This is a genomic window from Streptomyces sp. P9(2023), from assembly GCF_032436795.1.
In the GTDB taxonomy this organism is placed as follows: Bacteria; Actinomycetota; Actinomycetes; order Streptomycetales; family Streptomycetaceae; genus Streptomyces.
Genome location: NZ_JAUPWM010000006.1, coordinates 287,770 through 309,513 on the forward strand (window position 1 = coordinate 287,770; position 21,744 = coordinate 309,513).

A 21,744-nucleotide genomic window follows, 5' to 3' on the forward strand; every position below is an offset into this window, starting at 1 on the left:
ATCTACCGAATGATCGGTCGTCCGTTTCGGGACGACTTCGGTGCGAGTTCGGTGCCACTTCGGTGCTACTTCGGTGCGAGTTGAGTGCGAGTCACGGTCAGGTGACGGGATGGGGCGCGGCATGACGGATCTGCTGGACGGCGGCGAGCGGCTCGGGCGCGAGGAGCTGGCGGCGCTCCAGCTGGAGCGGTTGCGGTCCACCCTGCGGCACGCGTACGAGAACGTGGGCTTCTACCGGCAGTCCTTCGACAAGGCCGGGCTGCACCCCGACGACTGCCGCTCGCTGGCCGACCTCTCCCGCTTCCCCTTCACCGCCAAGACCGACCTGCGGGACCAGTACCCCTTCGGGATGTTCGCGGTCGACCAGTCCGAGGTCCGGCGGATCCACGCCTCCAGCGGGACCACCGGCCGGCCTACCGTCGTCGGTTACACCGAACGCGACCTGGACACCTGGGCCGACGTCGTGGCCCGCTCGATCCGCGCGGCCGGCGGCCGACCGGGGCACAAGGTCCATGTGGCGTACGGCTACGGCCTGTTCACCGGCGGGCTCGGGGCGCACTACGGCGCGGAGCGGCTCGGCTGTACGGTCATCCCCGCCTCGGGCGGCATGACGGCCCGCCAGGTCCAGCTGATCCAGGACTTCCGGCCCGAGATCATCATGGTGACGCCCTCATACATGCTCACGCTGCTCGACGAGTTCGAGCGGCAGGGCGTGGATCCGCGGACGACCTCGCTGAAGGTGGGCATCTTCGGCGCCGAGCCGTGGACGGAGGCGATGCGGCGGGAGATCGAGGAGCGGTTCGCCATCGACGCCGTCGACATATACGGGCTCTCGGAGGTGATGGGGCCGGGCGTCGCGCAGGAGTGCGTGGAGACCAAGGACGGGCTGCACATCTGGGAGGACCACTTCTACCCCGAGATCGTGGACCCGTTCACGGGCGAGGTGCTGCCGGACGGGGAGGAGGGCGAGCTGGTGTTCACCTCCCTCACCAAGGAGGCCATGCCCGTGATCCGCTACCGCACCCGGGACCTGACGCGGCTGCTGCCGGGTACGGCGCGGGTGTTCCGGCGGATGGAGAAGGTCACCGGCCGCACCGACGACATGGTGATCCTGCGCGGGGTGAACCTCTTCCCCACCCAGATCGAGGAGATCGTGCTGCGCACGCCCGGGGTCGCCCCGCACTTCCAGCTGAAGCTGACCCGCGAGGGCCGGCTCGACGCCCTGACGGTCCGCGCGGAGGCCCGCCCGGACGCCACCCCGGACGAGCGCACGGAGGCCGCCCGGTCGATCGCGGCGGCCTGCAAGGACGGCATCGGCGTCTCGGTCGGGGTCGAGGTGGTCGACCCCGAGACGCTGGAGCGGTCGGTGGGCAAGATCAAGCGGATCGTCGACCTCAGGAGCGAGTGACCGCGCGGGGAGGGGCACTACGGGAGCCGGCCGCCGCCCGGTACGGGACCAAGCCGCCCGCCCGCCCCTCCCTCACGACGCGTACCAGCCCTCCGCCCCGCCGCCCTCCGACGGGTCGTACGACTGGTGCAGGCCGAGCAGCGCGGCAACAAGACGCGGGTCCCAGCGCTCGTCGAGCACCCGGTACTCGTCCGCCATGCCGCGGAAGACCAGGTGCGCCCGGCCCGAGGCGTCGCGCCAGATCACCCGGCTCGGCGAGCCGAAGCCGCCGTCGCCCTCGCCGAGGATGGACAGGACCGTCACGATCAGGCTCAGTGGCAGCCCGACGGGCCACCAGAGCGCCCACCACAGCAGGCGCCCCCGGTAGCCCCGGACGGAGAGTCCCGTCATCGACTCGGCGGTCCAGCGCGCCCGGCGCATCCGGAAGAAGCCGCCGCGCCGGTACGTGACCCGGCCGAGCGGGGCACCGTACGGGTCGTCGACGCGGTAGACGGCGGGCCGGGCGCTCCCGAGCACCCCGTGCGGCTGCTCGGTCGTCACCCGGGCTATCGGGGTCCGGGCGTCGAGGACGACGTCGAAGGTGCGCATCGAACCCCCGCCGCTCGGCCGGTGGCCGACGGCCTGCGTACCGTCGGCTATGCGGCAGAGCATGCCGACCGGCCGCCCCCCGTCGCGTTCCGTGCCGTCGCCCCGGCTCACGACGATCGGCCATCGCGACCCGTACCGCACGTTGTACGTCGACTTCCCCTGACCCACGTTCTCCCCGTCCCGTCCGCTCCCGCAGTGCGCGGGGGCGGCGGTCATGATCTCATTCGCCAGGGCTACGGGACTGAGCGGGCGTCACTCCTTGCCGAAGCGGTCGCGGAGCTCGCGCTTGAGGATCTTGCCGCTGGCGTTGCGCGGGAGTTCGGCCACGAAGAGGATCTTCTTCGGGGCCTTGAAGTGGGCGAGCTTCTCGCGGGCATGGGTCATCAGGTCCGCCTCGGTGATGTCGGAACGGGGGACGACGACGGCCGTGATCGCCTCGATCCAGCGGTCGTCGGGGAGGCCCACGACGGCGACCTCGGCGACGGCCGGGTGGGTGTAGAGGGCGTCCTCGACCTGCCGGGAGGCGACCAGGACTCCCCCGGAGTTGATGACGTCCTTCACCCGGTCCACCACGGTGTAGTAGCCCTCGGCGTCGCGCACCGCGAGGTCGCCCGAGCGGAACCAGCCGCCGCGGAAGGCCTCCTTGGTCTCCTCGGGCTTGTCCCAGTAGCCGTCGCACAACTGCGGCGAGCGGTAGACGATCTCGCCGGGAGTGCCGTCCGGGACCTCCGTACCGTCCTCGTCGACGACCTTGGCCTCGACGTGACGGACGGTCCTGCCGCAGGAGTCCATGCGGCCCTCGTGCTCGTCCGGACCGAGGACGGTGGCGAGCGGGCCGATCTCGGACTGGCCGAAGCAGTTGTAGAAGCGCAGCCCCGGCAGCCGCTCGCGCAGCCGCTCCAGGACGGGCACGGGCATGATCGAGGCGCCGTAGTACGCCTTGCGCAGGCCGGAGAGGTCGCGGCTCGCGAACTCCGGGTGGTTCGACAGGCCGATCCAGACGGTCGGCGGGGCGAAGAAGCTGTCGGCGCGCCCCGCCTCGATCAGGTCGAACAGCACCTGCGGGTCCGGACCGTCCACGATCGTGTTCTCGGCGCCGACCGCGAGGTACGGCAGCAGGAAGACGTGCATCTGCGCGGAGTGGTACAGCGGCAGCGAGTGCACCGGCTTGTCGTCGGCGCGCAGGTCCAGCGCCTCGATGGCGCTGGCGTACTCGTGGACCAGCGCCCGGTGCGTCATCCGGGCGCCCTTGGGCAGCGCCGTCGTACCCGAGGTGTAAAGGAGTTGAACGTACTCGCGGGCGTCCCGGTCGGTGTCGTACGTGTCGGGTTCGGCGAGCGCGGCGAGGAAGGAGTCCTCGGTGTCCCGCAGGGCCCGTACGGGAAGGTCGGCGGGGACCCGGTCGGCGAGCGCGGGGTCGGCGAGGACGAGCGAACACCCGGCCTGGCGCAGGATGTAGTCGAGGTCCTCGCCGGTGAGGTGGTGGTTGACCGGGACGTGGATCAGGTCCGCGCGCGAGCACGCCAGGAAGGCGATGAGGTACGCGTCGGAGTTGTGGCCGTAGGTCGCGACGCGGTCGTGTTCCGCGAGCCCGTAGCGCTCCCGCAGCACGGCGGCCGCGGTCGTCACGGCCGCGTCCAGCTCGGCGTAGGTCCAGGAGCGGTCCGCGTACCGTACGGCGATCCGCTCGGGGGTGCGCTGGGCGCTCGCGCGCAGGACGCCGTCGACGGTGCGGCTGAGGAGTCGTTCCATGACCGGATCCTCGGTGGCGTGTGGTGCCGGGTCAAGTACCGGTGCGGCCAGAGGCCTTGCGCTGCCCCGGCGTCAGGGGCTGAACGACAGGAAGACGAAGGCGGCGAAGATCGAGAGGTGGACGCCGCCCTGGAGCAGGGTGGCGCGTCCGGGCACGACGGTCAGCGCGCTCACGACGGCGGTCAGCACGAGCAGGACCATGTGGACCGCCCCGAGGCCGAGGACCAGCGGCCCGGACAGCCAGACGGTGGCGAGCGCGATCGCCGGGATCGTCAGGCCGATGCTGGCGATGGCGGAGCCGTACGCCAGGTTGAGGCTGGTCTGCATACGGTCCCGGCGTGCGGCGCGCACGGCGGCGAGGGTCTCGGGGGCCAGCACCATGAGGGCGATGATGACGCCGACGACGGCCTTGGGCAGTCCGGCGGACTCGACGCCGTCCTCGATGGTCGGCGAGACGAGCTTGGCCAGGCCGACGACGGCGACGAGCGCCAGGACGAGGAGGCCGAGGCTGGCCAGGGTCTCCTGCTTGGTCGGCGGATCGGCGTGCTCGTCCTCGGACTCGGCGCCCGCGCGGCCCTCCTGCGGGACCGGCAGGAAGTAGTCGCGGTGCCGGAAGGTCTGGACGGCGACGAAGACCGCGTACAGACAGAGGGAGGAGGCGGCGGCGAAGGCCAGTTGCGCCCCGGAGAACTCGGGGCCGGCATGACTCGTCGTGAAGGTCGGCAGGACCAGGGTCATGGTCGCGAGCGTGCAGACGGTGGCGAGGGCGCCGCCCGAGCCCTCGGCGTTGAAGACGGCGACGCGATTGCGGAGCGCTCCGACGAGCAGCGAGAGACCGACGATGCCGTTGCAGGTGATCATGACGGCCGCGAAGACCGTGTCCCGGGCGTACGTGGAGGTCTTCTCGCCGCCGCCCGCCATGAGGGTGACGATCAGTCCGACCTCGATGACGGTGACGGCGACTGCGAGGACGAGCGAGCCGAAGGGTTCGCCGACACGATGGGCGACGACCTCCGCGTGGTGGACGGCGGCGAGCACGGCGGCGATCAGACAGACCGCGATGAGCCCGACGGCGAAGCCGGGCAGACCACGTCCCCACGCGAGCCCGAGGGCGACGGCCGCCACCACCGGCCCCCAGGTCGTCCACTGCCGCGCCGGCCCCGCCGTACTCGAACTCATGATCAGCATCCTGCCACATCGTGGCATTCGTCCGACTTGCACGGTCGGCCGTCAGGGTGGAGGGGCCGGCGACGGTCGGGAGACTAGAGCGGGCGCTCGTGGCCCTCCCAGTAAGGCTCCCGCAGCCGCCGCTTGTACAGCTTGCCGTTGGGGTCGCGGGGCATCGTCGTGATGAAGTCGACCGACTTGGGGCGCTTGTAGCCCGCCAGCCGTTCCGCGCAGTGCGCCAGGATGGCGGTGGCGAGCGCCTCCCCCGGCTCGTGGCCCTCGGCCGGTTCGACCACGGCCTTGACCTCCTCGCCCCAGTCGGCGTGCGGGATGCCGAAGGCGGCGGCGTCGGCCACGGCCGGGTGGGTGAGGAGGGCCGACTCGATCTCGGCGGGGTAGATGTTCACCCCACCCGAGATGATCATGTCGATCTTGCGGTCGCGGAGGAAGAGATAGCCGTCCTCGTCGAGGACGCCGAGGTCGCCGACCGTGAAGAAGTCGCCGATGCGGTTCTTCGCGGTCTTCTCCTTGTCCTTGTGGTACGCGAATCCACCGGTCGACATCTTCATGTAGACGGTGCCGAGTTCACCGGGCGGGAGCCGGTTGCCGTCGTCGTCGAAGACGGCGAGCTCGCTGATGGGCCAGGCCTTGCCGACCGTGCCCGGCTTCTTCAGCCAGTCCTCGGCGGTGGCGAACGCGCCGCCGCCCTCGCTCGCCGCGTAGTACTCCTCCACGCAGCTGCCCCACCAGTCGATCATCGCCCGCTTGACGTGGTCGGGGCAGGGCGCGGCGCCGTGGATGGCGTGCCGCATCGACGAGACGTCGTACCGGCTCCGTACGTCCTCCGGGAGCGCGAGCAAGCGGTGGAACTGGGTGGGGACCATGTGGGTGTGGGTGCAGGCGTGCGCGTCGATGAGCCGCAGCATCTCCTCGGGGGTCCACTTGTCCATGAGGACGAGCGGATGGCCGATGTGCAGGGCGGCGCTCGCGAACTGGAGCACTGCGGTGTGGTAGAGCGGCGAGCAGACGAGGTGCACGTTGCCGTCGAGGGGCCGGATCCCGAAGATGCCGAGGAAGCCGCCGAGGTACGTCTCCTCCGGGAGCTTGCCGGGCAGCGGGCGGCGGATGCCGCGCGGCCGGCCGGTGGTGCCCGAGGTGTAGTTCATGACCCAGCCGAGGGTGCGCTTCTCGGGCGCGGACTCCTTGAATCCGTCGAGGAGTTCGGCGTACGGGCGGAAGCCGGGGATCTCGCCGACGGCGTGCCGGTGGGTGGCGGGCAGGCCTGCCTCGTCGGCGGCGGCCGTCGCGGCGGCGGCGAACCGCTCGTGGGCGAGGAGCACCTTGGCGCCCGAATCGGCGACGATCCAGGCGATCTCCGGGCCGACCAGGTGGTGGTTGACGGGCACGAGGTAGAACCCGGCCTGGGTGGCGGCGAGATGGGCGACGAAGAACTCGACGCCGTTGGGCAGGACGACGGCGAACGCGTCCCCGCGCTCCAGGCCGGCGGCGCGCAGCCCGTGGACGAGCCGGTTGGCGTCGGCGTGCAGGCGCCCGGCGGTCCACTCCTCGCCGTCCGGTGCGATCAGGGCGGTACGGGAGGGCTCGGCGGCGGCCTGGGACCAGAAACCTCCCCCAGACTTCGTCCGGGGGGACCCCCATACCTTGTCGGTCATGAGGCGCTCCTTCCCGCGATGCGGTTGATGCGGTCCACGGCCCGCTCGAAGCCGCGGGTGAGCTCGTCGAAGACCTGCTGGACGCTGCGTTCGGCGTTCATCCGGCCGACGATCTGTCCGACCGGGGTGCCGAGCAGCGGCTCGACCTCGTACTTCTGGATACGGGAGACGGCCTCGGCGACCAGCAGTCCCTGGAGGGGCATGGGCAGCGTGCCGGGTCCGTCCGGGTCGTCCCAGGCGTCGGTCCACTCGGTGCGCAGCTGGCGGGCGGGCTTGCCGGTGAGGGCGCGGGAGCGGACGGTGTCGCCGGAACCGGCGGCGAGGAGCTTGGCGGTCAGCGCGCGGGAGTGGAGGTCGGCCTCGGTGGTGGTGAGCCAGAGGGAGCCGAGCCAGACGCCCTGGGCGCCCAGCGCGAGTCCGGCGGCGATCTGTTCGCCGCTGCCGATGCCGCCGGCGGCGAGGACGGGCAGCGGGGAGACGGCGTCGACGACCTCGGGCGTGAGGACCATGGAGGCGATCTCGCCGGTGTGGCCACCCGCCTCGTACCCCTGGGCGACGACGACGTCGATGCCGGCCTCGGCGTGGTGGCGGGCGTGCCGGGCGCTGCCGGCCAGCGCGGCGACGAGGACGTCGTGGTCGTGGGCGCGCTGGACGATGTCGGCGGGCGGGGAGCCGAGGGCGTTGGCGAGGAGCTTGATGGGGTAGTCGAAGGCGACGTCGAGCTGGTTGCGGGCGACCTGTTCCATCCAGCCGGTGATGCGCCAGCCGGAGGTCTCGCCCTCGGCGAGTTCGGGGACGCCGTGCTTGGCGAGGGTGGTCCGGACGAACTCGCGGTGCCCCTCGGGGATCATCGCCTCGACGTCGGCCTCGCTGACCCCCTCGACCTTTTTCGCGGGCATGACGACGTCGAGGCCGTAGGGCAGGCCTTCGGTGTGGTCCTGCATCCAGTCGAGGTCGCGGGCGAGGTCGTCGGGGGCGGTGTAGCGCACCGCGCCGAGGACGCCGAACCCGCCGGCTCTGGTGATGGCGGCGGCCACCGCGGGGAAGGGCGTGAAGCCGAAGATGGCGTGCTCGATCCCCAGTTTTTGGCTCAGCTCCGTCTTCATGAGCGGCAGGATGCCGCAGCGGATCGGCCGAGGGAAGAGATTTTCTGATGCTGTGTCAGATTCTTTGTGGCGCCGCCCGCTTCCTTGACCGACACCCACCCCGGTAAGAAAGTTTCAGGCGTTGCGCGTGTGGCCGAAGGTTTCTTTCAGCGGCATGGGAGAGGGTAGGAATGACGGAGGAATCGGCGGGGAGCGCGGGTTCGGTTGCGGGTGCGGGTGCGACTCCCGGAGGGACGGGCCGGGGAATCGGTCGCCGGGCGTTCGGCGGCCGGCTGCTCGCCCTGGGAGGTGCGGTGATGGTCGGCTCGATTCCGGGGGCCGCCGCGGCCTCCACGCCCCGGGGCGGAGGCCGGACCACCCTGCGGCCCGGGTCCGCCGAGCGGGCCGGGCTGCTGCCCGAGCACCTGGACCGGCTGGTCGCCGACGCCGAGACGTTCCTCGGGCCGTCGCCCCGACACCCCTGGTACGCGGGCGCGGTGCTGCTCGCGGGGCGCGGCGGGACGGTCGCGCTGCACCGGCCGATCGGGCATGCGGTGCGGTACGCGGCGTACGACGAGACGACGGACACCGGGGTCGAACTGCCGGCGGACCGGCAGATCCGGATGGCCGAGGACACGGTCTTCGACCTGGCCTCGGTCTCCAAGCTCTTCACCTCGATCCTGGCGGTGCAGCAGATCGAGCGCGGTGCGCTGGAGTTGGAGGCGAAGGTCACGGCGTATCTGCCGGAGTTCGGGGGCGGCGGTAAGCAGGATGTCACGGTCCGTCAGCTGCTCACCCACACCTCGGGGTTCCGCGCCTGGATCCCGCTGTACAAGGAGCCGACGCGGGAGGGGAAGCTGCGGCTGCTGTGGGAGGAGGTACCGGCGAACGCGCCGGGGACCAGGTATCTGTACTCGGATCTGAACCTGATCGCGCTGCAGTTGATCCTGGAGGAGATCACCGGTCTCACTCTGGACACACTGCTCCGAACCGAGATCACCGCTCCGCTCGGGATGCACCGCACTCGATTCAATCCCCCGCTCTCCTGGCGGCCGAAGATCGCGGCCACGGAGGACGCCCGGCTGCCGTGGTCCGGTCTCGACCGGGGCATGGTGTGGGGCGAGGTCCACGACGAGAACGCGTACAGCCTGGGCGGAGTCGCCGGGCACGCCGGTGTCTTCTCCTGCGCCTGGGACCTCGCGGTCCTCGCACGCACACTGCTCAACGGCGGCGCGTACGGAAACACGCGCATCCTGTCCCCCGAGTCCGTGGAGCTGATGTTCACCGACTTCAACACAGCGTTCCCAGGCGACGAGCACGGCCTCGGCTTCGAGCTCTACCAGCACTGGTACATGGGCGCGATGGCCACCCCGCGCACGGCGGGCCACACCGGCTTCACCGGCACCAGCCTCGTCCTGGACCCGACCACCGACGCGTTCCTCATCGTCCTCGGCAACTCGGTCCACCCGGTCCGTTCCTGGCGCTCCGGCTCGGCGCCCCGGGTCGCCGCCGCCGACCACCTGGCCCGCGCCGTCCCGGTCCGCCCGGCGCGGGGCCGGACTTCCTGGTTCGCCGGCATGGCGAGTGCGACGACCGCGACGCTGACCCTGCCGCCGGTGCCGGGCACGGCGCGCGTGGAGTGCGCGCTGTGGTGGGACACCGAGCCTGGTGCGGACGCCGCCCATCTGGAGGCCTCCACGGACGGCGGCGCGAACTGGGGGCCGGTGCCGTTCACCACCGTACGGAAAGGGCAGGAGCCGCAGCCGCACCCGGCGGGGTCGGTGAGCGGCTGGTCGGGGCGGGTCTGGCACGAGCTGACGGCCGACCTGCCGGCCACGGCCTCCGCTTCCGTACGCCTGCGCTGGCGGTACACGACGGACCAGCGCTATGTCGGGCGCGGGGTGTACGTGGACGGGCTGCGGGTCCTCGACGCTTCGGGGCGCCCGCTGTTCGACGAGGCGCGGCCGGCCGACGTGGGCCGGATCGAGACGGTCGGGTGGAGCCGGTCGGCGGACTGAGTGCGCCCGGGACCCCGGCGTTCAGCGCTCTTCCGCTTCCACCGAGGAGAGGAACAACTCGACGACCTCACGGTAGTGCTCCGGCTCCTCGGCCGAGGGCAGGTGGGCGCTCCGCTCGAACAGGACCCACTCGGCGCCCTGGATGCCCTCGGCGATCGGGCGGACCACCGCCGGGGTCGTCACGTCGTGACGCCCCGAGGTCACGAGCACGGGCAGGTCCAGCTCGCCGAGGCGGTCGGTGACGTCCCAGTCCTTCAGGTTGCCGGTGACGTTCCACTCCGCGCCCCACATGGCCTCGTACACGTCCGGGCGCCAGTTCATGAAGGAGCGCATCAGGTGCTCGGGCCAGGGGTCGAGGCGACAGAGCCACCGCTGGTAGAAGGCCATGGTGGCCTCCATATAGGCGTCGTCGTCGGTGGTGCCCTCCGCCTCGCACCGGTCGATGACTTCCCGCACCTTCGCGGGAAGGGAGTCCTTGAGCCGCCGCGCCTCGGCCTCGTAGGCGGGTGCGCTGGCCAGCGGGCCGGCCAGGACGAGGGCGGCCACCCCGGACGGCCTGGTGAGCACGTACTCCAGTGCCACCTGGCTGCCCCAGGAGTGGCCGTAGAGATGCACGCGGTCGAGTCCGAGCGCCCGCCGTACGGCGTCGACCTCGTCCACGAATGTGTCCATCACCCACAGGGCGGGGGCGTCCGCGTGCTCGGACTTCCCGCAGCCGAACTGGTCGTAGAAGACGACGGTCCGCCCATCGCCCTCGGAGAGGGCCGCGAGATCCTGGAGATAGTCGTGCGGGCAGCCCGGTCCGCCGTTGATCACGAGCAGCGGCAGCTTCCCGCCCCGATCGGGCAGGTCGCCCACGGCCTGGTACCAGGTGTGGAACCCGCGGAACGGCACAGTGCCTTCGGTGACGGCCATGGCGCGCCTCCTGAGGAGATCCGGCACCCCTTCCATCATGGGCAGGCCGGGGACGGCCGCGCCATGCGGCCGGCCGCGCTCAGATCCCGGGCCCCGCCGCGTCCCGCAGGGCCGCGAGGACCGGGCTGATCAGGGGGTGGTTCTCCGCTCCACGGCGTACCGCCGCGAAGACACGGCGGGTGGGGGCCACGCCGTCCACCGGGCGGATCGCCACCTCGTCCGACGCCGTGCCCCGCAGCGCCGAGCGCGGTACGAGCGCGACGCCCGCGCCCGCCGAGGCGAGGGCGACGACCGCGCGGAAGTCGTCGGAGGAGTGCTCCAGGCGTGGGGCGAAACCGGCGTACTCGCAGGCCAGGACGGTCACGTCATGGCACGGGTTGCCGGCGGACTGGCCGATCCAGGCGTCCTTGGCGAGATCGCCGAGGGCGACCTGCCCGCCCTGCGCCAGGGGGTGGTCGAGCGGCAGGACGGCATCGAAGGGCTCCGCGTACAGCGGGACGCGGGTCAGCCGGGCGTCGTCCTCACCGGGCGCGCCCCGGTACTCGACGGCCACGGCCACGTCGACCTGGCGATCCAGGACCATCAGCAGGCTCTCGTCGCCCTCCGCGTCCCGTACGCGCACCCGGATACCGGGCGAGGTACGGGCGAGACCCGTGATCGCCGGGGCGACGACCAGGCCGATGCCGGTGGCGAAGGCGGCCACCGTGACCGTGCCGGCCTCGCCCGATCCGTACGCGGCGAGTTCGGACTCGGCGCGCTCCAGCTGGGCGAGGACTGCGTTGGCGTGGCTGAGCAGGATCTCGCCGGCCGGGGTGAGCCGGGCCCCGCGGGCGTTGCGCTCGACCAGCCGGTGGCCGGTCTCCTGCTCCAGGGCGGCGAGCTGCTGCGAGACCGCGGAGGGGGTGAGATAGAGCGCGGCGGCAGCCGCCGTGACCGTACGGTGGTCGGCCACCGCCCGGAGAATGTGCAGCCGCCGCGCTTCGATCATGCCCCTAGTCTCGCAGGGCGGCGCGCGCGTCGACGAACGCGTCCACAGCCCGGTTCACATCATCGGACGAATGCGCCGCCGAGAGCTGGACGCGGATCCGGGCCGCGCCCTGCGGAACGACCGGGTACGAGAAGCCGATCACGTACACGCCGCGCTGCAGGAGCAGCTCCGCGATGCGACCGGCCTCCGAGGCGTCGCCGATCATCACGGGGGCGATGGCGTGGTCGCCGGGGAGGATGTCGAAGCCCTCCGCCGTCATGCGGGTGCGGAAGAGCTCGGTGTTGGCGCGCAGCTGCTCGCGCAGGTCACCGGCCGACTCGAGCAGGTCGAGGACCTTGAGGGAGGCGGCGGCGATGACCGGAGCGAGGGTGTTGGAGAAGAGGTACGGGCGCGAGCGCTGGCGCAGCAGGGCGACGATCTCGGCGCGGGCGGCGACGTAGCCGCCGGAGGCACCGCCGAGGGCCTTGCCGAGGGTGCCGGTGATGATGTCGACGCGGTCCATGACGCCGTGCAGCTCGGGGGTGCCGCGGCCGCCGGGGCCGACGAAGCCGACGGCGTGCGAGTCGTCGACCATGACCATGGCGTCGTAGCGCTCGGCCAGGTCGCAGATGTCGCCGAGCGGGGCGACGTAGCCGTCCATGGAGAACACGCCGTCGGTGACGATCAGCTTGCGCCGGGCGCCGCCCTCGGTGGCCTCCTTGAGCTGCTGCTCCAGGTCGGCCATGTCGCGGTTGGCGTAGCGGAAGCGGCGGGCCTTGGAGAGGCGGATGCCGTCGATGATCGAGGCGTGGTTGAGGGCGTCGGAGATGACCGCGTCCTCGGGACCGAGCAGGGTCTCGAAGACGCCGCCGTTGGCGTCGAAGCAGGAGGAGTAGAGGATCGTGTCCTCCTGGCCGAGGAAGGAGGACAGCCGGGCCTCCAGCTCCTTGTGCACCTCCTGCGTACCGCAGATGAAGCGCACGGACGCCATGCCGTAGCCCCAGCGGTCGAGCGCCTCGTGGGCGGCGGCGACGACCTCGGGGTGGTCGGCGAGCCCGAGGTAGTTGTTGGCGCAGAAGTTCAGCACCTCGCCGGGCTGCCCGCCGGCGGTGACGGCGACCGTCGCGGACTGCGGTGTGCCGATGACGCGCTCGGGCTTGTGCAGCCCGGCGGCGCGGATCTCGTCGAGGGTGGTGCGGATGTCGTCGCGTACGGAGTCGAACATGGTGGGTCCCTGGGTTCCTTAGAGAGATCGGACGCGAGGAAAGCGGGCGAGGGGAGGCGGTCAGACGGTCCAGTCGAGGATGACCTTGCCGCCCTTGCCGGACGCGGCGTCGTCGAAGGCGGCCTCGAAGTCGGTGTACGCGTAGCGGCCGGTGATCACCGGGGCGAGGTCCAGGCCACCCTCCAGGAGGACCGACATCGCGTACCAGGTCTCGAACATCTCGCGGCCGTAGATACCCTTGATGGTGATCATCGAGGTGACGATCTTCGCCCAGTCGACGGCGAAGTCCTCCGCGGGCAGGCCCAGCATGGCGATCTTGCCGCCGTTGGTCATGTTCGCGACCATGTCGCGCATCGCGCGCGGGTTGCCGGACATCTCCAGGCCGACGTCGAAGCCCTCCTTGAGGCCCAGCGTGCGCTGGCCGTCGGCGATCGTCGTCTCGGCGACGTTCAGGGCGAGCGAGACGCCCGCCTTACGGGCGAGGTCGAGACGCTCCTCGCTGACGTCGGTGATGACGACGTGGCGCGCGCCGGCGTGCTTGGCGACCGCGGCGGCCATGATGCCGATCGGGCCCGCGCCGGTGACGAGGACGTCCTCGCCGACGAGCGGGAAGGAGAGCGCGGTGTGCACGGCGTTGCCGAAGGGGTCGAAGATCGCGGCGACGTCGAGGTCGACCGGGACGCGGTGCACCCAGACGTTGGCCGCGGGCAGGGCCACGTACTCGGCGAACGCGCCGTCGCGGCCGACGCCGAGGCCGACGGTGGCGCGGCAGAGGTGGCGGCGGCCGGCCAGGCAGTTGCGGCACTTGCCGCAGACGAGGTGGCCCTCACCGCTGACCAGGTCGCCGATCGCGATGTCCGCGACGTCACGGCCGGTCTCGACGACCTCGCCGACGAACTCGTGACCGAGGGTCAGCGGAGTCGCGATGGTCTTCTGGGCCCAGCCGTCCCAGGAGCGGATGTGGAGGTCGGTGCCGCAGATACCGGTCCGCTTGACCTTGATCAGTACGTCTCCGGTGCCGATCTCCGGCTCCGGCACGTCCGTGAGCCAGAGTCCCGGCTCCGCCTTCTGCTTGACCAGCGCCTTCAATGCCTTGGCTCCCGACGTGCGTGTCCTGTGACCTTCGGGGTCCGGGCGCGGGTTCGCGCCCAAGATCCCCGAAGAGAATCTTCCGTACGACGTGCATCGGGGTCCATCGAGGTTTTCTTAAGCGCGGTCACAGGTCAGCTTCACGCCACAGGCGGGAGCGGGCGGAACGTCAACGTCCGGGCGTGCCGACGTCCGGGCGTGCCGACGTCCCGGCGTGTCACCGTCCGAGCGCCGCCATCGCCGCGTTGTGGCCGGGGATGCCGCTGACCCCGCCGCCCCGGACGGCGCCCGCGCCGCAGAGCAGGACGTTGGCGTGGCCGGTCTCGACGCCCCAGCGGCCGGTGCCCTCTTCCCCGTAGGGGAAGGAGAGGTCGCGGTGGAAGATGTGGCCGCCGGGCAGCCTCAGGTCGCGTTCGAGGTCGAGTGGGGTCTTCGCCTCGATGCAGGGCCTGCCGTCGGCGTCGAGGGCGAGGCAGTCGGCGATCGGCTCGTCGAGGACCGCGTCGAGTTCGGCGAGGGTCGCCTTGAGGAGGGCCGCCCGGGCGCCGTCGTTGTCGGATGCGAAGAGCCGGGCGGGGGTGTGCAGCCCGAAGAGGGTGAGGGTCTGGTGGCCCTGGGCGGCGAGTTCCGGGCCGAGGATGCTCGGGTCGGTCAGTGAGTGGCAGTAGATCTCGGAGGGCGGCGCGCTGGGCAGGCGGCCGGCGGCGGCCTCGGCGTAGGCGCTGGCCAACTGGCCGTATCCCTCGGCGATGTGGAAGGTCCCGGCGAACGCCTCGCGCGGGTCGACGGAACGGTCGCGCAGCCGGGGCAGCCGGGTGAGCAGCATGTTGACCTTGAGCTGGGCGCCTTCGGCGGGCTGCGGGGGCGTCTCGCCGAGGAGGTCGGCGAGGGCCTGCGGCGAGGCGTTGACGAGGACGTGCTCGGCCGCGACCACGCCCTCCCCCTCCGCCGTGCGGTAGGTGACCTCGGCGCGGGGGCCGTCGGTCTCGATCCGGACGGCCTCGTGGCCGGTACGGATCTCGGCGCCGGCCGCGCGGGCGGCGTCCGCGAGCGCATCGGTGAGGGCGCCCATGCCGCCGACGGGGACGTCCCAGTCGCCGGTGCCGCCGCCGATGACGTGGTAGAGGAAGCAGCGGTTCTGGAGCAGCGAGGGGTCGTGGGCGTCGGCGAAGGTGCCGATGAGCGCGTCGGTGAGGACGACGCCCCGGACGAGGTCGTCGGTGAAGGTCTCCTCGACGGCGACGCCGATGGGCTGCTCGAAGAGCATCCGCCAGGAGGTCTCGTCGCCGACGCGGGCCTGGAGTTCGGCGCGAGTGGGCAGCGGCTCGGTGAGCGTGGGGAAGACCCGCTCGGCGACCTGTGCCGTACGCCCGTAGAACGCCTGCCAGGCCTCGTACGCGTGGTCGGAGCCGGTGACGGCCGCGAAGGAGGCGCGCGTACGGTCCGCTCCGCCGCCGACGAGCAGGCCGCCGTCGCCCTTCGGGGTGTACGAGGAGATGGACCGTTTCCGCACGGCGAACCGCAGCCCCAGCTCGCGCACGATCTTCCCGGGCAGGAGCGAGACCAGGTAGGAGTAGCGGGAGAGCCGGGCGTCGACCCCGGCGAAGGGCCGGGTGGACACGGCGGCGCCGCCGGTGGCGCCGAGGCGCTCCAGAACGAGGACGGTGCGTCCGGCGCGGGCCAGGTAGGCGGCGGCGACCAGTCCGTTGTGGCCACCGCCGACGATGACGGCGTCGTACGAGTGCTGTGCGGTCATGCCTCTTGCTAACACGCGAAGATCGCCCGGGGAACCCTGCGGACGCGCGTCGCGCTCCGCCGTCTCATCATTCGTCGCACCCATCTCGCTGTTCGCGGACGGCGGCTCGATGGCCATGAGCGGTGCACACGCTGGCCGCCGAACTGGCTGCCACGCCCGGCGACCACTCCGCCACCTTCCGCCGCTACGAGTCCGTCCACCGCACCCGCGTGGGCCCGAAGCAACGCCACGTCCGCCGCGCCGCGTCCCTCCTCGTCCCCGCGACACGCCCCGGCCTGACGACCCGCAACCTCGGGGCCCGCGCCTGGACGGCGGCAACGGCCGTACGCGACGGCCGCCGACAGGGTCCGGACGGTGCCGCGGGCATGAGCTGAGGGCAGCGGCGGCTGGGGCCCGAGAAGTGCGGCCTCAGCCGCGTAGCGCCGCCGCGCGGCGGTAGAGTTCCGCGGCCTCCGTGTGGCGGCCGAGGCGTTCGAGGCAGTGGGCCTCGTCCTGGCGGCTCGACAGGGTGTCGGGGTGGTCGGGGCCGAGGGTGCGTTCGCGGGCCTCGGCGACCTGGCGGTAGACGGTGAGGGCGTCCGGCCAGCGCGCCAGCCAGCCCAGGCCGACGGCGATCTCGCGGCGGCTGACGAGGGTGTCCGGGTGGTCGGCGCCGAGGACCCGCTCACGGATCGCGCACACCTCGCGGGCCTCTTCGACGGCCTCCTCCCAGCGCGAGAGGCGGCCGAGGTTGACGCCGAGGCCGTGGCGGGCGCGCAAGGTCTCGGGGTCTTCGGGGCCGAGCACCCGGGTGCGGGCGGCCACCAGGTCGCGGTAGAGCTCCAGCGCGTCGCCGCTGCGGCCGACCCGGCCCAGGCAGATGCCGACCTCGTAGCGGGCGGCGAGCGTGTCGGGATGGTCCTGGCCCAGGACGGCGCCCCGCGCCTCCGCGACCTCCCGGTACGCGGCCAGCGCCTCCGCCCAGCGCCCCAACCGGCCCAGGTTGTACGCCACTTCGTACCGCGTCACCAGGGTGTCGGGGTGGTCGTCGCCGAGCAGCCGGCCGCGCGCCTCGGCGACCTCCGCGGCCATCCGGTACGACTCCTCCAGGCGCCCCAGCCGGCCCAGGTTGAAGGCCAGGTTGTGGCGGCAGCGCAGGGTGTCGGGGTGGTCCGGACCCATGGTGCGCTCGCGCGAGGCGAGCACCGTCACGTACACCTGGTGCGCCTCGACGTGCCGCCCGAGCCGGCCCAGGACGTACGCCGTCTCCTGGCGCGCGGCCAGCGTGTCGGCGTGATCCGCGCCGAGGACCCGCTCGCGCGCCCCGGACACCTGGACGAACTCGCGCAGCGCGTCGGCCGGGCGGGCGAGCCTGCTGAGCGTGAAGCCGAGTTCGTACCGGCTGGCGAGGGTGTCGGGGTGGTCGGGGCCGAGGACACGGGTCCGGTCCTCGACGACGGTCCGGTGCACGTCCGCCGCCTCGTCCCAGCGGCCGAGCCGGCCGAGGCCGAGCCCCGCCCGGTGGCGGCCGGCGAGCACGGCGAGGAGCTCCGGCGGCGCGGCGGCCCGCTCGCCACCCGCCGGCTCAGCCGCGACCCGCTCGCCACCCGCCGCGCCGGTGGCCCGCTCGTCACCCGCCGGATCGGCCGCAGCCCGCTCGCTACCACCCGCGTCGGCCGCCGCCCGCTCGCCGCCCTCCCGGTCCCGTGGGGGAACCACCCGCGACGCCGTCGTCCACTCCCCCGTGAGCTCGGCGACCGGGTCGTACGCCACCGGCCGGGGCCCGAGGGACCCGGCGGTCGCGCGGTGCCCGAGGGTCATGCCCCGTGCCCAGGAGGGCAGTCGGCGCGAGATGGCGGTCTCGTCCGACACGCGCGCGGGCGGAACCGGAGGGCCGGTCCCGGTGCGGGCAGAGATGATCCGTCGGCGCAGGACGCCCGCGTCGGTGGGCCGGTCGTCGGGGGTCTTGGCGAGCAGGTCGAGGACGATCCGGTCGAGGTAGTCCGGCAGCTCGGCCCGGTGCGTCCGCAGGGGTTCGGGAGCGGTGTCGCGATGGCCGACGAGGACCGCCCAGGCGTCCTCCAGGTCGAACGGCGGGGCTCCGGTGGCGATCTCGTACAGCACGCACCCCAGCGAGTACAGGTCGCTGCGGTGGTCGACCTGGCCGCCGCTGATCTGCTCGGGCGACATGTAGTGCGGGGTGCCCATGGCGATGCCGGTGCCCGTGAGCTGGGAGGTGTAGCCGATGTTGTCGCCGAGGCGGGCGATCCCGAAGTCGCAGATTTTCACGCCGCCGTCGCCGAGCCGCATGATGTTGGCGGGCTTGAGGTCGCGGTGGACGATGCCCTGGCGGTGGGTGTAGGCGAGGGCGTCGGCCACCTGCTCGGCGATGTCCACGACGTCCTGCACGGGGAGCGGGTGCTGCTTGTTCTCCTCCATGAGCTGGCTGAGGTTCTGCCCCTCAAGCAGTTCCATCACGAGGAAGAGCACCCCGTCGGACTCTCCGAAGTCATGGACGACGGTGACTCCCCGGTGCTGGAGGGAGGCGGCGACACGGGCCTCGCGCCGGAACCGTTCCCTCAGCACCGTCACGAAGTGCGGGTCCCGCTGGGGCCCCAGCGGTTTGAGGCACTTGACCGCGACGCGGCGCCCGAGCGACTCGTCGGTGGCACGCCACACTTCGCCCATGCCGCCGCGCCCGATCACGTCGTGCAGCCGGTACCGGCCCTGGATCAGCCTGGTGTCCGCCATCGCGTGCTGTCGCCCCCGTATGTTCCTCGCGCCCTCCCCGGCCCGTCCAGTATGGCGGCCTGATTGCGGAGTTTGTACGGGGCGGGGCGCGCGTCGGGGCCCAGTCGGGCCATCGCGTTCAGAATGTGACCTGGCGGCAGCCGCCAGCGGAGCCTGGCCGGAATCGAACGCAGCAGATTGGCCGTCGCGGTGAGCTGGTACGTCACCGTGTCGGGCGGCGGCGCGGGCCTGCCGTACAGCTCATGGGCGTAGAGGGGCAGGCAGTTGTACGCGAGTGCCGCCACGCGCCGCCAGATGATCTCGCGCGCCGGGACGAGGGCGGGCCTGACCGGTGGGCGGCGCAGGAAGGCGTCGACGGTGCGGGCGTCGGGGCCGGCGGCGAGTCGGGGCCGCAGGCCGTCGAAGTAGGCGGCGAGTTCGGCGGTGGTGGCGGGCACCGTGCCCGGGTCGAGGCCGACGAGCCGGGCGGAGACGCGGTGTTCGTCGAGGTAGCGGTCCGCCTGGCCGTCGGTGAGGGGGATGCCGGAGCGGCGGGCGACGGAGAGGTACGAGTCGACCTCGGCGCAGTGCACCCAGCGGAGGAGCTCGGGGTCGTCGACTCCGAGGAGCCGGTGTATCTTCCGCACGCGGGCGCCGGCGGCCTCGGCGGCCTCGGTGGTGCCGTAACTGATCGTTCCGACGAAGTTCGCCGTCCGCAGCAGCCGGCCCCAGGCGTCGCGGCGGAAGTCACTGTTGATCATGACTCCGCGCACGGCGACGGGGTGGAGCGCCTGGAGGTACAGGGCGCGGACCCCGGCGATCCACATCACCGGGTCGCCGTGCAGCTGCCAGGTGACGGAGTCGGGACCGAAGAGTCCGGGGTCGGCGTCCTGCCTCATACGGTTCAGGCTACGTGCGTCAGCGCCAGATCGTCTGGACGGAGTCGAACTGGACCCAGGTGATCGGGTTGCCGCTGTTCCCGCCGTAGATGCTGACGGCGCCGGCGGTGTTGACCTCGAAGCGACAGGAGTTGATGCCCTGGCTGTTGTTGCGCGGCGCGGTGGCGCGGACGTACCAGGTGGGCTTGAGGCCGGCGGGCAGCGTGGCGATCTTGGTGTCGGCGGCGAGGTTGCAGGTGATGGCGCCGCGGGCCTGGAGGTAGGTGGTGTCGGCCAGGGTGATGAGGCGGACCTGCGGGGTGGCGCCCGCCTGGGCGGTGACGCCGGGCTCCAGGACGAGGTCGGTCCAGGCATCGGCGACGACGCCGCCGGCCGCGGCGGCCGGGGTGGCGGCGATCAGACTGCCGGTGGCAGCGGCGGCGGGCAGGGCGAGGACGGCGCCGAGGACGCTGCGGCGGTTGGTGATCTTGGACATGGCGGATCGGCTCCTTGGCCAGCGGGGAGAGTGAGGGAAGAGGGAGAGGGGGTCAGCGCCACACGGCGCTGAAGCTGTCCAGCTGCGCCCAGGTGATGGCGTTGGTGCTGCGGCCGCCGTACAGCCGCAGCTCGCGGTCGCTGTCGGCCTCCACGCGCGCGACGCAGTAGCCGCCGTTGTTGTTGCGGGGCACGTTGGCGCGGGCCGGCATGCTCGGCGTCAGTGCGTCGGGGAGGGTCGCGATGACGACGTCGGCGTCGAAGGTGCCCTTGACGCCGCCGCTGAGCTGAAGCGTCGTCGTTCCCGCGAGGCTGATGAGCCGGCCCTGGGGCGCGTTGCCGTCGGCGGTGACGCCGGCGGCGAGGGTGAGGGGCCGCCAGTCGGTGAGGACTTTCACGCCGTCGGTCTCGGGGGCCGCGGAGAGCGACATGATGGTGCAGGTGCGCGGGCCGGGGTCCTCACAGGCGAAGCCGAAGTGGAGGTGCGGCACACCGGAGCGCACGGAGACGGCCATGCCCTCGGGCTCGCGGTACGCGAGGCCGGGCCCGGCCGTGATGTGCTGCCGGTCCAGGACGGTTCCGGTGGCCCACTCGATCGCAGTGATGTACGTGTTGCCGGGCAGCGGGTTGGCGGCCGAGAGGTACTCGCCCTGGTACGTGTACAGCACGCCGCTGTGGGAGGCGTACCCCTGGAAGACGCCCGCGGGGAGGGCGGGAGTGATCCGCTGCAGGGGCTCCCACACACCGGCGGCGGCCTTGGTCAGGTCGTACCGCTCCCAGTGCATCCCGCCGCCGAGCGAGAAGCGCACGACGATCTCGTTGGCGCTGTGGTCGACGGTGGGGGTGATGAAGCGGGCGGCCGGGTCGGGCGTGTACGGCGGGGTGTGCAGCGCGGAGCCGTGGTCGAGGACGGTTCCGGAGCGGAACTCGAAGCTGGTCACGGCCGAGCCGAAGCCCTCGTTCTTGCTGTTCTCGATCGATGCCGTCTCGGTCCACAGCCGGACGACTCCGGCGCGGTTCTCCACGCCGAGGTTGACGCCGTGTCCGAAGCCGCGCAGGTACATGTGCCCGGCGATCGTGCCGGACTCCTTGAGCCGCGTGACGCAGAGATCGCCCTGCGCGGTCCGCTGCGCCCAGGCGGGCGCGGTGGACTCGCCGGGAAGCTGGATCCCGCCCTCCATGATCTGCAGCACGAAGACGTCACCTGACACGGGGTCGAAGGCGAACGACTGCATGACGGTACTGTTCTTGAGCGGGCGACGGTGGAGCAGCTTGCCCACCGGTCCTGCTATGTCTATCTGTCCTGCGACACTGACGCTCAACTGCGCGGCTCCTTCTCGCTCCGCATGATCATGGTTCCTGATCATGCCGGGCGACAGTCTCTCAGAGCCCGCGGCGGGCGGACCTCAGCTCTTGACGGCCTCTGCGATCCGCAGGGCGGCCTGGGCCGGCGTGAGGTGCGTGGTATCGACGACCTCGGCCTCGGCGTGCAGCCACGCGCGGGCCGCCTCGGCGTAGGGCTCAAGGTAGTGGAGACGGAACGGGGAGTTGGGGCCCAGAACGGTGTCGCCGACGATGCGCCGGCGGAGGGTGTCCTGGTCGGCATGGAGGACGAAGTGCCGTACCGGAATGGCATGTTCGGCGAGGCCTGTGCTGATCTCGCGCCAGTACTGCTCGACCAGGACGGTCATGGGCATCACGAGGGTGCCGCCGGTGTAGTCGAGTACGCGGCGGGCGGTCTCGACCACGAGCGGCCGCCACGGCGGCCAGTGCTGGAAGTTGTCCGTCGCGGGCAGCCCCGGCGTGATGTCCATGAGTGTCTCGCCGACCTTCTCGGCGTCGAACACCCGTGAATCCGGGATCAGTTGCCGCACGAGCGCACTGGTCGTGGTCTTGCCCGCGCCGTGAGTGCCGTTGAGCCATACGATCATGGGAGGCCACGCTAGATGATTGAGTCCAATGTTCGTCCTGGTCGCGACCATGGCGAAGGGCGCCCGTTGGTCAGTGTGTGAAGACAAA

18 protein-coding genes are annotated in these 21,744 nt (G+C 72.0%); 3 read left to right on the forward strand and 15 right to left on the reverse strand.

All coding sequences use genetic code 11. The annotated features are described in order from the left end of the window. Window positions 1-121 precede the first annotated feature (121 nt). The gene (gene paaK, locus Q5762_RS12205) at window positions 122-1,408 is read left to right on the forward strand and encodes a phenylacetate--CoA ligase PaaK (protein ID WP_315892039.1); all 1,287 of its coding nucleotides are present in this window, start codon (window positions 122-124) and stop codon (window positions 1,406-1,408) included. Between the two features lie 72 nt (window positions 1,409-1,480). Here paaK and Q5762_RS12210 read toward each other — a convergent pair whose 3' ends face one another. From Q5762_RS12210 to Q5762_RS12230, 5 genes are all read right to left on the reverse strand, one after another. Continuing rightward, window positions 1,481-2,212 (reverse strand): hypothetical protein, encoded by a 732-nt coding sequence (locus tag Q5762_RS12210; RefSeq protein WP_315892040.1) that lies wholly within the window; start codon window positions 2,210-2,212, stop codon window positions 1,481-1,483. A gap of 36 nt (window positions 2,213-2,248) precedes the next feature. Further along, the gene (locus Q5762_RS12215) at window positions 2,249-3,748 is read right to left on the reverse strand and encodes a fatty acyl-CoA synthetase (protein ID WP_315892041.1); all 1,500 of its coding nucleotides are present in this window, start codon (window positions 3,746-3,748) and stop codon (window positions 2,249-2,251) included. A gap of 72 nt (window positions 3,749-3,820) precedes the next feature. Beyond that, on the reverse strand, window positions 3,821-4,927 hold the full coding sequence (locus Q5762_RS12220) for an ionic transporter y4hA (protein ID WP_315892042.1): 1,107 nt from the start codon (window positions 4,925-4,927) through the stop codon (window positions 3,821-3,823). A gap of 83 nt (window positions 4,928-5,010) precedes the next feature. After that, a complete protein-coding gene (locus tag Q5762_RS12225; RefSeq protein ID WP_315892043.1) occupies window positions 5,011-6,588 on the reverse strand; it encodes an acyl-CoA synthetase in 1,578 nt (525 codons plus the stop codon). Further along, window positions 6,585-7,694, reverse strand: coding sequence for a nitronate monooxygenase family protein (locus Q5762_RS12230; RefSeq protein WP_315892044.1), 1,110 nt, complete (start codon window positions 7,692-7,694; stop codon window positions 6,585-6,587). The genes Q5762_RS12225 and Q5762_RS12230 overlap by 4 nt, the downstream gene beginning before the upstream one ends. A gap of 296 nt (window positions 7,695-7,990) precedes the next feature. On the opposite strand from Q5762_RS12230, the gene Q5762_RS12235 reads away from it, so the two are divergent. After that, window positions 7,991-9,691 carry a serine hydrolase gene (locus Q5762_RS12235; protein ID WP_315892045.1) on the forward strand — a complete coding sequence of 567 codons (1,701 nt, stop codon included), beginning with the start codon at window positions 7,991-7,993 and terminating at the stop codon, window positions 9,689-9,691. Window positions 9,692-9,712: 21 nt separating this feature from the next. Here the strand turns inward: Q5762_RS12235 and Q5762_RS12240 are convergent, their stop codons facing one another. The 5 genes from Q5762_RS12240 to Q5762_RS12260 all read right to left on the reverse strand — a co-directional run bounded on the left by Q5762_RS12240 (window position 9,713) and on the right by Q5762_RS12260 (window position 15,643). Beyond that, the gene (locus Q5762_RS12240; protein WP_315892046.1) at window positions 9,713-10,606 is read right to left on the reverse strand and encodes a proline iminopeptidase-family hydrolase; all 894 of its coding nucleotides are present in this window, start codon (window positions 10,604-10,606) and stop codon (window positions 9,713-9,715) included. Window positions 10,607-10,685: 79 nt separating this feature from the next. After that, window positions 10,686-11,594 carry a LysR family transcriptional regulator gene (locus tag Q5762_RS12245; protein ID WP_315892047.1) on the reverse strand — a complete coding sequence of 303 codons (909 nt, stop codon included), beginning with the start codon at window positions 11,592-11,594 and terminating at the stop codon, window positions 10,686-10,688. A 4-nt stretch (window positions 11,595-11,598) separates the two neighbouring features. Continuing rightward, complete coding sequence (locus tag Q5762_RS12250) at window positions 11,599-12,798, reverse strand: glycine C-acetyltransferase (protein WP_315892048.1); 1,200 nt, start codon at window positions 12,796-12,798, stop codon at window positions 11,599-11,601. 60 nt (window positions 12,799-12,858) lie between these two features. Further along, entirely contained in the window at window positions 12,859-13,887 is a 1,029-nt protein-coding gene (tdh, locus tag Q5762_RS12255) for an L-threonine 3-dehydrogenase (protein WP_315892049.1), read from the reverse strand. A 217-nt stretch (window positions 13,888-14,104) separates the two neighbouring features. Next, the gene (locus Q5762_RS12260) at window positions 14,105-15,643 is read right to left on the reverse strand and encodes an NAD(P)/FAD-dependent oxidoreductase (RefSeq protein WP_315892050.1); all 1,539 of its coding nucleotides are present in this window, start codon (window positions 15,641-15,643) and stop codon (window positions 14,105-14,107) included. Between the two features lie 122 nt (window positions 15,644-15,765). On the opposite strand from Q5762_RS12260, the gene Q5762_RS12265 reads away from it, so the two are divergent. Continuing rightward, complete coding sequence (locus tag Q5762_RS12265; protein ID WP_315892051.1) at window positions 15,766-16,017, forward strand: hypothetical protein; 252 nt, start codon at window positions 15,766-15,768, stop codon at window positions 16,015-16,017. A 34-nt stretch (window positions 16,018-16,051) separates the two neighbouring features. Here the strand turns inward: Q5762_RS12265 and Q5762_RS12270 are convergent, their stop codons facing one another. The 5 genes from Q5762_RS12270 to Q5762_RS12290 form a co-directional block, all read right to left on the reverse strand. After that, complete coding sequence (locus Q5762_RS12270) at window positions 16,052-18,373, reverse strand: tetratricopeptide repeat protein (RefSeq protein WP_315892052.1); 2,322 nt, start codon at window positions 18,371-18,373, stop codon at window positions 16,052-16,054. Then, entirely contained in the window at window positions 18,355-19,251 is an 897-nt protein-coding gene (locus Q5762_RS12275; RefSeq protein WP_315892053.1) for an oxygenase MpaB family protein, read from the reverse strand. The genes Q5762_RS12270 and Q5762_RS12275 overlap by 19 nt, the downstream gene beginning before the upstream one ends. Window positions 19,252-19,270: 19 nt before the next feature. Further along, complete coding sequence (locus Q5762_RS12280) at window positions 19,271-19,726, reverse strand: hypothetical protein (RefSeq protein ID WP_315892054.1); 456 nt, start codon at window positions 19,724-19,726, stop codon at window positions 19,271-19,273. A 52-nt stretch (window positions 19,727-19,778) separates the two neighbouring features. After that, the gene (locus Q5762_RS12285; RefSeq protein WP_315892055.1) at window positions 19,779-21,047 is read right to left on the reverse strand and encodes a hypothetical protein; all 1,269 of its coding nucleotides are present in this window, start codon (window positions 21,045-21,047) and stop codon (window positions 19,779-19,781) included. An 84-nt stretch (window positions 21,048-21,131) separates the two neighbouring features. Further along, window positions 21,132-21,656 (reverse strand): ATP-binding protein, encoded by a 525-nt coding sequence (locus Q5762_RS12290; protein WP_315892056.1) that lies wholly within the window; start codon window positions 21,654-21,656, stop codon window positions 21,132-21,134. Window positions 21,657-21,744: the final 88 nt, after the last annotated feature.

Excerpts from the sequence above, each read along its gene's own strand:
- paaK (WP_315892039.1), top strand. The coding sequence starts at position 122 with ATGACGGATCTGCTGGACGGCGGCGAGCGGCTCGGGCGCGAGGAGCTG.
- Q5762_RS12210 (WP_315892040.1), bottom strand. The coding sequence starts at position 2,212 with ATGACCGCCGCCCCCGCGCACTGCGGGAGCGGACGGGACGGGGAGAAC.
- Q5762_RS12215 (WP_315892041.1), bottom strand. The coding sequence starts at position 3,748 with ATGGAACGACTCCTCAGCCGCACCGTCGACGGCGTCCTGCGCGCGAGC.
- Q5762_RS12220 (WP_315892042.1), bottom strand. The coding sequence starts at position 4,927 with ATGAGTTCGAGTACGGCGGGGCCGGCGCGGCAGTGGACGACCTGGGGG.
- Q5762_RS12225 (WP_315892043.1), bottom strand. The coding sequence starts at position 6,588 with ATGACCGACAAGGTATGGGGGTCCCCCCGGACGAAGTCTGGGGGAGGT.
- Q5762_RS12230 (WP_315892044.1), bottom strand. The coding sequence starts at position 7,694 with ATGAAGACGGAGCTGAGCCAAAAACTGGGGATCGAGCACGCCATCTTC.
- Q5762_RS12235 (WP_315892045.1), top strand. The coding sequence starts at position 7,991 with ATGGTCGGCTCGATTCCGGGGGCCGCCGCGGCCTCCACGCCCCGGGGC.
- Q5762_RS12240 (WP_315892046.1), bottom strand. The coding sequence starts at position 10,606 with ATGGCCGTCACCGAAGGCACTGTGCCGTTCCGCGGGTTCCACACCTGG.
- Q5762_RS12245 (WP_315892047.1), bottom strand. The coding sequence starts at position 11,594 with ATGATCGAAGCGCGGCGGCTGCACATTCTCCGGGCGGTGGCCGACCAC.
- Q5762_RS12250 (WP_315892048.1), bottom strand. The coding sequence starts at position 12,798 with ATGTTCGACTCCGTACGCGACGACATCCGCACCACCCTCGACGAGATC.
- Q5762_RS12260 (WP_315892050.1), bottom strand. The coding sequence starts at position 15,643 with ATGACCGCACAGCACTCGTACGACGCCGTCATCGTCGGCGGTGGCCAC.
- Q5762_RS12270 (WP_315892052.1), bottom strand. The coding sequence starts at position 18,373 with ATGGCGGACACCAGGCTGATCCAGGGCCGGTACCGGCTGCACGACGTG.
- Q5762_RS12275 (WP_315892053.1), bottom strand. The coding sequence starts at position 19,251 with ATGAGGCAGGACGCCGACCCCGGACTCTTCGGTCCCGACTCCGTCACC.
- Q5762_RS12280 (WP_315892054.1), bottom strand. The coding sequence starts at position 19,726 with ATGTCCAAGATCACCAACCGCCGCAGCGTCCTCGGCGCCGTCCTCGCC.
- Q5762_RS12290 (WP_315892056.1), bottom strand. The coding sequence starts at position 21,656 with ATGATCGTATGGCTCAACGGCACTCACGGCGCGGGCAAGACCACGACC.